The following is a 12,558-nucleotide window of genomic DNA, read 5'->3' as shown; positions in this document are numbered from 1 at the left end:
GAAGCTGGCCAACCGGAACAGTATCCAAACAGGTACCGGATGCCTTACCGGCCGCGGCATCAAAAGTTATTGGATTAACCCGCATACATGCCGCATGATTACTGTTGATGAGCAACGAGAGTCCCGGGAGAGCCAGGTCCGTCCTGCGCCGGGCGCTGGGGCGCGCTGTGGTCCTCGGACTGGCCGCCACGATTGTCCTCGTTGCACCGGGACAGCCGTCGATGCCCGTCCCCGCAATCCCCGGCGGTGTGCGGGTTGCAGTGCAAACCGGTGCAATGCCCGAGGGCACGCCGCCCCGACTGCTTAGGGCCGTGCCGGTTCCCGGCCAGCCGGCCGCCGCTCCATACCGGCCGCATCTGGACTTGCCCAAGTTCGTCGAAGGAATGTCGATCCCGCTGCCCGGCTCCATCTACCGGAATCCCATCAGTGGCCGCAACGAGGTGGTTGTGCCGAACATCAGCAGGACTGCTGTGCTCATAGGCGACTCCCAGTCGGCGCCGGCGCACGGATGGCCAAGGCAGGCACTCGCGGCGTTGGGCTACCAGGTCCACTTTGCCGGATTAGGCGGGACGGGTTACGTCAAGGCAAATGGCGGCGTCGGCAACTATATCGACGCCCTCGAGCGTGGTGACTGGCTGCTCCCGGTGGGCACGCCGGCCCTGGTGGTTGTCCAAGGCGGCGGGAACGATGCCGGGAGCGGGGCAACGGACGCCCAGATTACCGGCAACGCCAACAGGCTTCTTCACGCCTTGAAGTCCAGGTATCCGGCCACGCAAATCGTCGTAATAGGGACGCTGGGGCGCGGAGCGGGCAACGGCGGCGGGCGGCGTACCCAGGTCGATGCGCTGCTGGGAACCATTGCTGCCCAGCACGGCCTCACATTTGTCAGTGTGGGCGACTGGGTGAGCAGGTACAAGTTGACCAGTCGCCTGGCAGATGCAGTGCACATGAACGTCGAGGGACACAACGCCCTTGGAGTCCTCCTGGCGCAGCGGCTGAGGGAACTGGAAATCCGGGACCTTGCGGCAACCAAGGGCACCATGTCCGCCCGTTCGGGCGACCAAGAAACGATGGGCTGATGCCGCCTGGAAACGGCGGCATCAGCCCAGTCAATCCAACCGCTACGCCACTTCAGGCGGCAGCATCAACTTCGCGCCCGGGATGGCATTGAGGAGGGCCTTGGTGTAGTCCTCCCGCGGCGATTCGAAGACCTCGTCGGTGGAACCGGTCTCCACCAGGCGTCCCTTTTCCATGACGCACACATGGTCCGCGATCTGGCGGACCACGGCGAGGTCGTGGGTGATAAAGAGATAGGTCAGCCCGAGGTTCGACTGGAGGTCCGCGAGCAGGTTCAGGACCTGCGCCTGGACCAGCACGTCCAGGGCGGACACCGCTTCGTCACAGATGATGACGTCAGGGTCCAGCGCCAGGGCGCGGGCAATGGCGACACGCTGCCGCTGCCCGCCCGAGAGTTCGTTCGGATACCGCTGCATGGCTGACTGTGGCAGCGCCACCTGGTCCAGCAACTCCCGGACCTTCTTCTCCCGGCTCGCACTTGTGCCGATCTTGTGGACCCGCAGCGGCTCCTCGATGGTACGGAAGATGTTGTACATCGGATCCAGGGAGCCGTAGGGGTCCTGGAAGATCGGCTGAACCCGGCGCCGGAACTTGAACAGCTCTGCCGCCTTGAGCTTCGAGGTGTCCACGCCGTCGAACAGGATCCGCCCATCCGTGGGCTTTTCCAGCTGCAGCACCATTTTGGCCACCGTGGACTTGCCGGATCCGGACTCCCCCACGATCGCCGTCGTGGTTCCACGCTGGACGTCGAAGCTGACCCCATCCACGGCCGCGAAGTCCGTGGACTTGCCCAGCCCCTGACGGAGTTTATAGACCTTGCGCAGGTCCTGGATCTGCAGGACGTTGTCCGCTGCCGCCGGCTCTGCAGGAGGAGCCAGCAGGTCCGCTGCCTCCACGCCCTGTTCCTTCGCCGCCTGGATGCGGCGGCTCGCCAACGATGGAGCGGACTCCACCAGTCTCTTGGTATAGGGATGCCGCGGGTTGCGGAGCAGTTCCAGCGACGGACCTGCCTCCACTACGCGGCCCTGGTACATCACCACCACCTTGTCCGCCCGTTCTGCCGCCAGACCCAGGTCGTGGGTGATGAGCAGCACCGACGTGCCCAGTTCGGTGGTCATGGTTTCAAGGTGGTCCAGGATCTGGCGCTGCACCGTGACGTCCAGGGCGGACGTCGGCTCGTCGGCGATCAGCAGGCGCGGCTGGCACGACAGACCGATGGCAATCAGGGCGCGCTGCCGCATGCCGCCGGAGAACTCGTGCGGGTACTGGTTCGCACGCCGCTTGGCGTCCGGCAGGCCGGCCTCGGACAGCACCTTGGCGATGTCCTCCGGTCCGCTGGGCCGTCCGTTGGCACGGAGCGTTTCGCGGACCTGGTAGCCGATCTTCCACACGGGGTTCAGGTTGGACATGGGGTCCTGCGGAACCATGCCGATGGTGTTGCCGCGAAGTTCGATCATGCGCTGCTCGCTGGCGTGGGCAATGTCCTCACCGTCGAGCAGGACCTGGCCGCCGGAGACCCGGCCGTTGTTGGGCAACAGCCCGATGGCGGCCAGTGCAGTGGTCGACTTGCCGGAGCCGGACTCCCCCACGATCGCCACCGTCTCGCCCGGCATGATGGTCAGGTGCGCGTCGCGGACAGCCTGGACGTCGCCGCCGCTGGTCTTGAACGTGATGGCGAGGTCGCGGATTTCCAGCAACGGTTTGGTGCCGGTGGTGGCGGCCTCTTCGATGCGGACATCTGGAGTAGTCATCTCTTTATCTCTCATCGCTGGCGGCTCTTGGGATCGAGGGCGTCACGGACGGCGTCACCGAGCATGATGAAGCTGAGCACCGTGATGGACAAGGCCGCTGCCGGATACAGCATGATCTCCGGACTGGTCCGGATAGAGGCCTGCGCCCCTGCAATGTCATTACCCCAGGACATGATGCTCTGCGGCAGGCCGATGCCCAGGAAGGACAGGGTTGCCTCGGCCACGATGAAGACACCCAGTTCAAGCGTTGCCAGCACGATGATCGGGGCCAGCGCGTTGGGCAGCACGTGCCGCACCAGCGCTCCGAACCTGGAGACCCCCAGCGCCTGGGCGGCGGTGACGAAGTCCGCGTTGCGCACTTCGATGACGGCGCCGCGGGTGATGCGGGCCATCTGCGGCCACGCCAGGAGGGAGATGACGAACACCACCGTCCAGACGCTCTTGTTCTCGCGGAAGAAGGGCAGCTGTGTGATCACCAGCGCGCCCAGAATCAGCGGCAGCGCGAAGAAAATGTCACCCAGGCGGGCAAGGACCGAATCCAGCCAGCCGCCGTAGTACCCGGCAAGCGCACCGAGGGTGACGCCGATGACCAGCACGCACAGCACTGAAAGGATGCCAACGGACAGGGACGCCTGCGTTCCGTGGATGACCCGTGAATAGACGTCGCAGCCCTGGAAGGTGAAGCCGAACGGGTGCCCGGCGGTGGGCCCGCCCTCCGAGTTGGCCAGTTCACAACCCTCGTTGGGCGGCACTGAAGTGAAGAGACCGGGGAAAAGGGCCACCACGGTCAGTGCCAGGATGAGCAGCGCCGAGATGATGAAGAGCGGACGACGGCGGAGCTTGCGCCATGCATCCGCCCACAGGCTGAGCGGCGCCTGGTCAGTCTTGACGGCGTCCGTTGCCAAAAGCGGCGTTTCATCGATGGGAGCCACGAAGTGGCTGTTGTTACTGGTCATAGCGGATCCTCGGGTCAAGCCAGGCGTACAGGAGGTCGACGAGCAGGTTGGCCACCACGAACACCAGCACCAGCACGCTGACAATGGAGACGATGGTGGGTCCTTCACTGCGCAGGACCGCCTGGTAGAGCTTGTTGCCGACGCCCGGAACGTTGAAGATGCCTTCAGTGACGATGGCGCCGCCCATTAGGCCGCCCAGGTTGGCGCCGAGGTAGGTGACGACAGGGATCAGCGAGTTGCGCAGGATATGGGCCATGACCACCCGCGGCCGGGAAAGGCCCTTGGCCGTCGCGGTCCGGACATAATCCGCGTTCATGTTTTCACTGACGGAGGCGCGGGTCAGGCGGAGGACGTAGGCAAAGGACACGAGGCCCAGGACGACGGCGGGCAGCAGCAGGCTGCCCCAGTCCGCATTCGCCCCGACTGTCGGTTTGGCCCAGCCCAGCTGGACACCGAAAACGAGCTGGAAGACGAAGCCCAGCACGAAGGTGGGAACTGCTATGACAACCAGGGACGCCACCAGGACGGTGGAATCGAACCAGCCGCCGCGGCGGAGGCCTGCGAAAACACCAAAGGCGACGCCGAAGATCGCCTGGATCGCAAGGGCCTCGATGGCGAGCATCGCCGTGACAGGAAAGACCCTGGCGAGGCTTGCCGCAATGGGCTGGCCGGTGAAGTCGTTGCCCAGGTTAAAGGTGAAGAGGTTTTTCAGGAAGAGGCCGTACTGGACCCAGAAGGGTTCGTCCAGGTGGTACTGGCTGCGCAGCGTATCAATGACTGCCTGCGGTGGCTGGCGGTCGCCGAAGAGCGCCGCGATGGGGTCGCCGGGCAGTGCGAACACCATGTAGTAGACGAGAAGTGTGGTGCCGAGGAAGACGGGGATCACCTGGAGCAGTCGGCGCAGGATAAAGCGGACCACGGGATCACCAGCCTTCCGGAAGGGAAGTAACAGGTTCATGGGTGCCTTCCTGCCGTGCAAGCCAATGGGGGCCCGGCCGTGACCGGACCCCCATCTGCCTGGCGGCAAGTGAGTTCTGGAACTACTTAGCCGTGATATCGAAGTAGCGGATACCGCCGTTCCAGCCGGTCTCGGCCTTCACAACGTTGTTGCTCCATACGATCGGCCGTGCCTGGTCCCAGAGCGGCAGGCCCGGAAGATCTTCAAAGAGGATCTCCTGTGCCTCGTTGAACTTGGCGTTTGCTTCTTCCGTGGTCTTGGCGGCGAGGCCGTCCTTGAGCAGCTTGTCGAACTCGGGGTTCGAGTACTTCTCGTAGTTGGAGGAGGCGTTCGTGGCCCACACGGGTCCCAGGAAGTTGTACAGCGACGGGTAGTCGCCCTGCCAGCCGGCGCGGGTCAGGCCGGGAAGCTGCTGGGACTTGCGCAGGTTCAGCACCTCTGCGAACTTCGCGAAGGGCTGGATTTCAGCCTGGATGCCCAGGTTGTTCTTGAAGCCGTTGGCTACAGCGTCGATCCATTCCTTGTTGCCGCCGTCGGTGTTGGAGGCAATCTGGAGCGGCTTGGAATCGTCGTACGGCTGGATCTTCTCGGCCTGTGCCCACAGGTCCTTGGCCTTGGCGGCGTCGAACTTCAGCACTTCACTGCCCTTGATTCCTTCTTCAAAACCTTCGATCACCGGCGGAACAAAAGCCTTGGCCGGGGTGCGGGTGCCGTTGAAGATTACCTTGGCAATTTCCTCCCGGTTGATGGCGTAGGACAGTGCCTGGCGGCGGAGCTTGCCGGCTTCACCCTGGAAGTTCGGGTTGTACGGCGGGATGTTCAGCGTGGAGTTGGTGGCCACGGGCTTGGTGGCGTTGCGGTCCGGAAAGTCGGTGACGTAGGTCTTCAGCGCGTTGGACGGAAGAACGTCGGTGACATCCAGGTTGTCGGACTGCAGGTCGGTGTAGGCCGGGCCCGGATCCGTGTAGAACTTGAAGGTGACGCCGCCGTTCTTGGCTGCGCGGGGACCGCTGTAGTCAGGGTTCTTTACGAGCGAGATGGACTGGTCGTGAACCCAGGCGCCTTCCTTTTCCATCTTGTACGGACCGTTGCCCACCGGATTTTCACCAAAAGTCTTCGGGTCGGCAAGGGCGGCAGAGGGGAGCGGGAAGAATGCCGAGTAGCCAAGGCGCAGCGACCAGTCAGCCTCAGGCTGGGCCAGCTTCACCGTGATGGTGGAGTCGTCCTTTGCCACCAGCCCGGACATGGTCTCGGCGGTGGGGGCCGGGGTGGTGGTGGTCTTGCCGTCCGCACTGGTTTCCTGGGTGACGGCGGAGACTTCCTCGTAGCCCTCGATGGACTCGAAGAAGAAGCCGTTGTTCTGCAGGTTCTTCGAGTTTGCGGCGTAGTTCCAGGAGTCCACGAAGGTCTTGGCCGTAATTTCCTCGCCGTTGGTGAACTTCTGGCCCTGCTTGACCTTGATGGTCCAGTTCTGGGCGTCATCGGATTCGATGGATTCCGCCAGGGCGTTGACCGGCTTGCCTTCGGCGTCGTAGGTCCGCAGGCCCTCGAAGAGCAGCTCGACCACGCGGCCGCCATACACTTCGTTGGTGTTTGCCGGCAGCAACGGGTTCTGTGGTTCGTTGCTGTAGGCGGTGATCACCTTGTTGGGATCGCCGGTTGAGTCGCCGCCACCTTCAGTGGTGCCGCCTCCAGCGCCGCACCCGGTCAGGGCAAGAGCGGCGATTGCCATGATGCCCAGTCCTTTGGAAGTGCGCGTGAAACGCATTCCGCCTCCTATGAGTTGTGGGAGATGTCGAGGGAAATCTTGTGCTTCCCCGTAAGCACGCACAGCTCTTATTACTGTGACGTAACTTACATTCGAGTAGCCGAACCGCACGAAGTCCAAATGCTGGTACTCCGTTGCCAAACCGTGACCAAGGTGCTCCAGTGCGTGCCCGGTAAACGGAAGTTGTGCAAGTCACATGCTACTCGCGAGTAGCCCTTCCGGCTAATCGCTTCCGTGAGCGCTCACAATTAGGCGGCGAGGGAAGGCCTATCCCACTCGCCGCCACTATCCGGCCAGGCGCCAGTCCCACACATTCCACCAGACGCCCAGCGGGCCGGAGCTTGATTTCACGCCGGTAATTCGGGGGCCGAAGGCGGTGGTGCCGATGGTTTGGTAGAGCGGGAGCCCGTAGGCGTTCTCCCAGATCTGCTTGTCGATCTCTGCGAGCAGTTCGTCCTGCTTGCCGAGGTCAGTGGTCCGTGCGAGCTCTTCCATGGCCTTGTCCGCGTCCGCGTCCGAGAAGCCATTGAAGTTACTCCCTGCGCCCGTCCGGAAGATCTGTGGCACGCGGCTCACACCGGCGCTGCTGCCGATCCAGCCCAGCAGTACGGCGTCGTGGCCGTCTTCGCCCAAGGACCGGGCCCAGTCGGCGCTGCTTTGCCCGCCGTCCTCCACCCGGAATCCTGCAAGCGCCGCCGAGTCCCGAATCAAGGCGAATGCCCGGGCACGGTTGGGGTTGTCCCGGTTGTAGAGGATCCGAACCGTGGGTGTTTCCCCGTCCAGGAGCTCCTTAGCGGCTTCGATGTCCACTTCGGCGAATTCCGAGGAGCCGTTGTTCCTGGCGGTGTCCTCATACTTGGGCTGCACCGGCAGGAAGACATGGGAGTCGAGCGGCTTTGCGTCCGGCTGCAGGTTCCCCACGACGGCTTCGACGATGGCCTGGCGCGGGACGGTCTTGAGGAACGCCTCACGGACGTCCCGCCTGGCAAACGGGCCGGAGAAGTTGAGGTCCAGGTGGTCATAGCCGGACTGGTCGTACCGTTCGAGGGTATTGCCCTGCTCCGCCAGGCCTGCGAACACATCCTCGTTTCCGGCTGAGGGCTGGGGCGAGATAATGTCCACCTGCCCGTTCCGCAGGGCGTCGACCGCCGCCGGGAGGGCACCGGTGAACCGGACATTGATCTCATCCAGCCACGGTTCTGATCCCCAGACGTAATCCCGGTTGCGGACAAGCCTCATGGAGACTTCGGGAACGATGTCGACCACGATGTACGGGCCGCTGGAAAGGTACAGGGCGGGATCTTCGGGAAGGGCCTTGGTGTCGAAGCCCGAGTTCCAGAAATCGCTGACCGCCTTCAGTTCCGTGTTGACCGCGGGCTTTTCGGGATCCCCCCGCGGTGAGTCGCGAATCAGTTCAACAAGGTCTTCCTCATCGTTCAGCCCGCTCTTGGCGGCAACGACGTGAGCCGGGAGGCCGACGTCGAAGGCTACTTCCCAGTCAGCGTAGGGGATGGCGTACTCGAGGGTGATCGACCGCCCGTCTCCCCCCAGTTCGGGAAAGACCGTGCCGGCCAGCCCGCTGGTGTCCGATGCAGTGGAAAAGTACCTGGTGCCGGTGCCCGATATGGGGTCGGCGTCGTCGAAATAGCCCGAACCTGCCGCCCAGCTGAGGAGGAGGTCACCGGCATCGATGGCCTCGCCGTCAGACCATTTGACGCCCTCGTTTACGGTGTACTTCACCTTGAGGGGCTCGTCCGACACCTTCTCGAACCGGCCGAACTTGTCATTGCGCACCACCGCGGCCTTGTCGTCCAGATAGTAGAACCCCGAGTGGGTGATGTAGCCGATCTTGGAATTGATATCCGTGTTGCCGTCGGCGCTGTACGGGTTGAAGGAAGAGAACGCGTTGACTTCGGCCACCGTGGCAATGCCGCCCCGCTTCGCCTCCCCCACGATCACAGGGGCGGTTCCGCCGCCGCCCGAGCAGCCCGAAAGCACCACCACAGCCGCAAGGGCTGAAGTGACATAACGCATCAGACGCCCGACCGGCATGCCGCCTCCTTGTGTTTTCCCTCTGGGGGAAGTGGACCTGGAGCTGCCAGGATCACGCCCTACATAGTCAGGATAAGGTGTCCGCGCAGGCAGACGCCGGACCGGCTCAGACGTTGAAGCGGAACGTGCCTTATATACCTGCACTGTGTTGAGGATAGTGGATAACGTTGAAATCTAGGGCTTCCGCTGTTGTCGGCTGCTGTTGGTTGATGCAGCTTTGCGGACCTGCTGCGGACTTTTTGCGGACTACGTGAAGGGTCCCGCTCGGAGTCCAGGCTTCACGAAACTCAGTTCTTGGACGATGGCCATACCTCATGGAGAGGATCCCACCACAGGATGTGGAAGACGTGCTCGCGGAGGAAGCCGTAGAGCCTTGGTGCGCCACCACACCGCAGCCGGACAATCTCGGTTTCGTCGTCACGCTCAAGTTCCTGGAGCCGCTTCTGAGAATGAGCAGGCATGCTCGCTACCTCATACGACTTACCGTGCTCGCTACCGGGAGCGAAAATCTCCCCGATGGTCATGGTTTCGAAACTTGCCATCTTCTCGAAAAGGTTGGAGATGTGGGCGGGATCGATGTTGACGGGCGACCAGTTGCCGTCTCGGTCTATCTGGTTAAAGCGCCAGACCAGCTTGCGGTTGAGTACCTGGTGGTGGTCGACATCGAGAACGACAGCGCGCTTCTGCTGCAAATCGGGAAGGGCTTGAGGAGTCGCATGCTTTCCCGCCGCAACCTGCCATCCGCCTTTAGGAACAGGAACGTTCTTGCGTGGTTTGTCTTTCGCCACGGCGCTGAATCAGTTGGAGAGACCGTGGTAGTACTCGTGCAAGGAAGCTTGTGTGATGTGAGCGGCGCTTCGAGCCCCGTCCGGGAGTTCCCGGCGGGCATCCCGCCACGGGTCTTCTCGATGAGTCATTTCGCTCAGCTCATGAGCCGTGTATCGACCGTAAGCGTCGAGAACGGCATCAACGGTTTCCTTCTCGTCCTCACAGAGCCCGTCCGAATTGCCCCAACGCCAGTTGGACACTTGAAAATGACCACGGTGCTTATCGTAGAGAGCATAGATAACAGGACCATTGGCCCAGGCCTGGATGTCGTCCTCGAATAGGGCTTTCTCATCCCAAACGAGGCTCCAAGCCTGCGAGTAGTAGGCAAGTTTCTGGAGTTTCATCGCAGACATGGGGCCCTTTTTCTTCAGGATGTAAGCCGCAACGTCATGTACGCTCGCCATCGATGTCACCGCTTCCCCACTATTGGCCTGCTGCTGGTACTTGATTCAAAGGTGGCATTCCACAGGTTATCCACAGAATTCCAAGCCTTATTCAGCTGTTTTCCACATGCTGTTCTGCGGTCAAGTTTACATGGGCGAGCAACAGGGTCGTGCGTAGGGGTGCGTGGTCGTGTCGGCGGGGGGGAAGTACGCGACCTGGTCCGGTACAACCCACTAGATTAGGAGGGCGCGTACCGAAGCGGGGAGTACGCATATTGCAGGAGGAGAACAGATGGCGACGAAGATTCTGAATCGGAGCTTTCAGGACGCGAAGGAATCGAAGCAAGATGAGTTCTATACGCAACTCTCCGACATCGAACGTGAACTCAAGCACTACAAGCGGCACTTCAAGGGCAAGATCGTCTATTGCAACTGCGACGACCCCCGCGTAAGCAATTTCTTCCACTATTTCTCCCACAACTTCGAAAAGCTGGGGCTGAAGAAACTCATCGCCACCTGCTACAAAAGCCAGCAGGCAGACCTGTTCAGCCAGAACGACGCAGAGGAGGCCGTCTACCTCGAATATGAGGGGGACAAGAACGGCAATATGGTTCCCGATCCAAAAGAAATCGGCATCAAACCGCTCAAGGGAGACGGCGACTTCCGCAGTAACGAAAGTATCGAGCTTCTAAAACAGGCCGACATCGTGGTCACGAACCCGCCCTTCTCGCTTTTCCGCGAGTACGTGATGCAACTCGTGGAGCACGACAAGAAGTTCCTCCTTGTAGGCAATCAGAACGCCATCACCTACAAAGAAGTTTTCGAACTGTTCAAAGCCAACAAGATCTGGCTTGGCACGAGAAGCGGGGATATGGCCTTCCGCGTCCCGGACCACTATGCTCCCCGCGCCACCCGCTACTGGGAGGACGAGAACGGTCAAAAATGGCGCAGTCTCGGCAATGCCACGTGGTTCACCAATCTGGACTTAACGAAGCGCCACGAGGACCTGATCCTCTTCAAGACCTACAACCCCGACGACTACCCCACCTATGCAAACTACGACGCCATCGAGGTTGGCCGCACGGCAGACATCCCCATGGATTATGCAGGAGCTATGGGTGTCCCGATCACCTTCCTCGACAAGCACAACCCCGACCAGTTCGAGATTCTTGGCAACAGTCGCGAGCTTGGGGTGCCTATGGCGAGCGTCGCCGAAAAGGGTTCGTTCGCGCAGGGTGGCCCAAGGTTCTACCTACCGAATGGCGACGGCACCTACCGCCGGATGTACGACCGCATCGTGATCAGGAACAAGCGGCTATGAAGATCGAACTCAAGGAGATTAGCGTCCGTGACCTCACCGACGACTACGTGGACAACGAGGAAGCGGGCGTTGTAGGCTACGGCGGCAAGCTCGACATCCGACCGCCTTACCAGCGCGAGTTCATCTACAAGGACAAGCAGCGGAATGCAGTAATCGAGACCCTCACAAAGAACTTCCCACTCAACGTCATGTACTGGTCGGTGCGAGGGGACGGTGGCTTCGAGGTCATCGACGGGCAGCAGCGGACCATCTCGATCGCCCAATACATCGATGGAGATTTCGCCTTCAAGGGTCGCTACTTCCACAACCTTCAGAAGGACGAGCAGGAACAAATCCTCAACTACACGTTGATGGTCTACCTGTGCTCCGGGACCGACAGCGAGAAGCTGGAGTGGTTTAAGACCATCAACATCGCTGGCGAGAAACTTTACGACCAGGAGCTGCGGAACGCCGTTTACCACGGCTCTTGGGTCACGGACGCGAAGCGTTACTTTAGCAAGACGGGTTGCCCTGCTTACGGCATTGGCAGCGACTACGTGAGCGGTTCTCCCATTCGCCAGGATTACCTGGAAACAGTCATCGAGTGGATCAACGACGGTGATGTTGACGGCTACATGGCCACTCACCAGCACGACCCCAACGCAATTGACCTGTGGCTCTACTTCCAAGGCGTCATGGCATGGGTGAAGGCGACTTTCCCGAAGTACCGCAGGGAGATGAAGACGGTTGCCTGGGGCTCGCTCTACAACGAGTTCAAGGCTGCTTCACTGAATCCGATAAAGCTGGAGGCCGAGGTAAGCCGCCTTATGGCGGACGAGGACGTGACCCGCAAGCCTGGCATCTACTACTACGTGCTGGATGGCCGGGAAAAGCACCTTAACATCCGGGCTTTCACTCCCAACCAGAAGCGTGAAGCTTACGAGCGACAGGAGGGTATCTGCCCCGTCTGCAAGGAGCACTTCGCTCTTGAGGACATGGAAGCCGACCACATAAGGCCCTGGCATGATGGCGGAAAGACGGAAGCTTCCAACTGTCAGATGCTCTGCCGTGACGACAACCGCCGCAAGGGCGGGATCTAGTCGGGAACTCTTAGTTGCCCGGCTTCGATGTCCGACCTCGCTAGTACAGTCATGTTGGACCGGTTGCATCAGGCATCCCGGCCAACGATGAGAAGGGGGCCATCTATGGCCGATTACACCTACGTCGAGATCGACGACGAAGAGGCAAAGAAGCACGACAAGGCACTGCTGGCAGCACAAACGCACTTGCTGGAGAGCATCCCGAATTTCAACCAGACGGCACCCGGAGTGCGCGCTGTCCGCGACCTTGCCGAGGCGTACGCGCTCCTGCGTGGGGCCGCAGTGCAGGTAGGTAAGGCTGACATCGCCGCTGGCTAAAATCTAGCGGCTACTGTGGAGTCCGCCCGTCCTGTACGGTACTCGGACTCCACAGTATTCAACCGGG

The 12,558-nt window shown here is 61.4% G+C and carries 11 protein-coding genes; 4 read left to right on the top strand and 7 right to left on the bottom strand.

Annotation, left to right across the window (positions count from 1 at the left end):
• Nucleotides 1-107 precede the first annotated feature (107 nt).
• A complete protein-coding gene (locus AC5RUO_RS05425) occupies nucleotides 108-1,079 on the top strand; it encodes an SGNH/GDSL hydrolase family protein (protein ID WP_494102998.1) in 972 nt (323 codons plus the stop codon).
• A gap of 42 nt (nucleotides 1,080-1,121) precedes the next feature.
• Here the strand turns inward: AC5RUO_RS05425 and AC5RUO_RS05420 are convergent, their stop codons facing one another.
• The 7 genes from AC5RUO_RS05420 to AC5RUO_RS05390 form a co-directional block, all read right to left on the bottom strand.
• The gene (locus tag AC5RUO_RS05420) at nucleotides 1,122-2,828 is read right to left on the bottom strand and encodes a dipeptide ABC transporter ATP-binding protein (RefSeq protein WP_494008827.1); all 1,707 of its coding nucleotides are present in this window, start codon (nucleotides 2,826-2,828) and stop codon (nucleotides 1,122-1,124) included.
• An 11-nt stretch (nucleotides 2,829-2,839) separates the two neighbouring features.
• On the bottom strand, nucleotides 2,840-3,784 hold the full coding sequence (locus AC5RUO_RS05415; protein WP_494008828.1) for an ABC transporter permease: 945 nt from the start codon (nucleotides 3,782-3,784) through the stop codon (nucleotides 2,840-2,842).
• Nucleotides 3,774-4,703, bottom strand: a complete 930-nt coding sequence (locus tag AC5RUO_RS05410) for an ABC transporter permease (protein WP_354175254.1) — start codon at nucleotides 4,701-4,703, stop codon at nucleotides 3,774-3,776. The genes AC5RUO_RS05415 and AC5RUO_RS05410 overlap by 11 nt, the downstream gene beginning before the upstream one ends.
• A 121-nt stretch (nucleotides 4,704-4,824) precedes the next feature.
• A complete protein-coding gene (locus AC5RUO_RS05405; RefSeq protein ID WP_494008829.1) occupies nucleotides 4,825-6,510 on the bottom strand; it encodes a peptide ABC transporter substrate-binding protein in 1,686 nt (561 codons plus the stop codon).
• Nucleotides 6,511-6,795: 285 nt separating this feature from the next.
• Nucleotides 6,796-8,562 (bottom strand): ABC transporter family substrate-binding protein, encoded by a 1,767-nt coding sequence (locus tag AC5RUO_RS05400; protein ID WP_494008830.1) that lies wholly within the window; start codon nucleotides 8,560-8,562, stop codon nucleotides 6,796-6,798.
• A 287-nt stretch (nucleotides 8,563-8,849) separates the two neighbouring features.
• Entirely contained in the window at nucleotides 8,850-9,350 is a 501-nt protein-coding gene (locus AC5RUO_RS05395; protein WP_494102997.1) for a hypothetical protein, read from the bottom strand.
• A 9-nt stretch (nucleotides 9,351-9,359) separates the two neighbouring features.
• Complete coding sequence (locus AC5RUO_RS05390) at nucleotides 9,360-9,743, bottom strand: Panacea domain-containing protein (RefSeq protein ID WP_494102996.1); 384 nt, start codon at nucleotides 9,741-9,743, stop codon at nucleotides 9,360-9,362.
• A 322-nt stretch (nucleotides 9,744-10,065) separates the two neighbouring features.
• Between AC5RUO_RS05390 and AC5RUO_RS05385 the strand changes: the two genes are divergently transcribed.
• From AC5RUO_RS05385 to AC5RUO_RS05375, 3 genes are all read left to right on the top strand, one after another.
• Nucleotides 10,066-11,094 (top strand): adenine-specific methyltransferase EcoRI family protein, encoded by a 1,029-nt coding sequence (locus tag AC5RUO_RS05385; RefSeq protein WP_494102995.1) that lies wholly within the window; start codon nucleotides 10,066-10,068, stop codon nucleotides 11,092-11,094.
• Complete coding sequence (locus AC5RUO_RS05380) at nucleotides 11,091-12,173, top strand: HNH endonuclease family protein (RefSeq protein WP_494102994.1); 1,083 nt, start codon at nucleotides 11,091-11,093, stop codon at nucleotides 12,171-12,173. The genes AC5RUO_RS05385 and AC5RUO_RS05380 overlap by 4 nt, the downstream gene beginning before the upstream one ends.
• Before the next feature lie 105 nt (nucleotides 12,174-12,278).
• Nucleotides 12,279-12,491: a hypothetical protein gene (locus tag AC5RUO_RS05375; RefSeq protein ID WP_494102993.1), complete on the top strand. Its 213-nt coding sequence runs from the start codon at nucleotides 12,279-12,281 to the stop codon at nucleotides 12,489-12,491.
• Nucleotides 12,492-12,558 lie beyond the last annotated feature (67 nt).

It is taken from the genome of Arthrobacter sp. Y3221087, assembly GCF_059089905.1.
The sequence above is the reverse complement of the archived record's forward strand: the minus strand, read 5'-3'. Positions and strand labels throughout refer to the sequence as shown.

Coding starts and splice junctions, on each gene's coding strand:
- AC5RUO_RS05425 (WP_494102998.1), top strand. CDS start 108: ATGAGCAACGAGAGTCCCGGGAGAGCCAGGTCCGTCCTGCGCCGGGCG.
- AC5RUO_RS05420 (WP_494008827.1), bottom strand. CDS start 2,828: ATGACTACTCCAGATGTCCGCATCGAAGAGGCCGCCACCACCGGCACC.
- AC5RUO_RS05415 (WP_494008828.1), bottom strand. CDS start 3,784: ATGACCAGTAACAACAGCCACTTCGTGGCTCCCATCGATGAAACGCCG.
- AC5RUO_RS05405 (WP_494008829.1), bottom strand. CDS start 6,510: ATGCGTTTCACGCGCACTTCCAAAGGACTGGGCATCATGGCAATCGCC.
- AC5RUO_RS05400 (WP_494008830.1), bottom strand. CDS start 8,562: ATGCCGGTCGGGCGTCTGATGCGTTATGTCACTTCAGCCCTTGCGGCT.
- AC5RUO_RS05390 (WP_494102996.1), bottom strand. CDS start 9,743: ATGTCTGCGATGAAACTCCAGAAACTTGCCTACTACTCGCAGGCTTGG.
- AC5RUO_RS05385 (WP_494102995.1), top strand. CDS start 10,066: ATGGCGACGAAGATTCTGAATCGGAGCTTTCAGGACGCGAAGGAATCG.
- AC5RUO_RS05380 (WP_494102994.1), top strand. CDS start 11,091: ATGAAGATCGAACTCAAGGAGATTAGCGTCCGTGACCTCACCGACGAC.
- AC5RUO_RS05375 (WP_494102993.1), top strand. CDS start 12,279: ATGGCCGATTACACCTACGTCGAGATCGACGACGAAGAGGCAAAGAAG.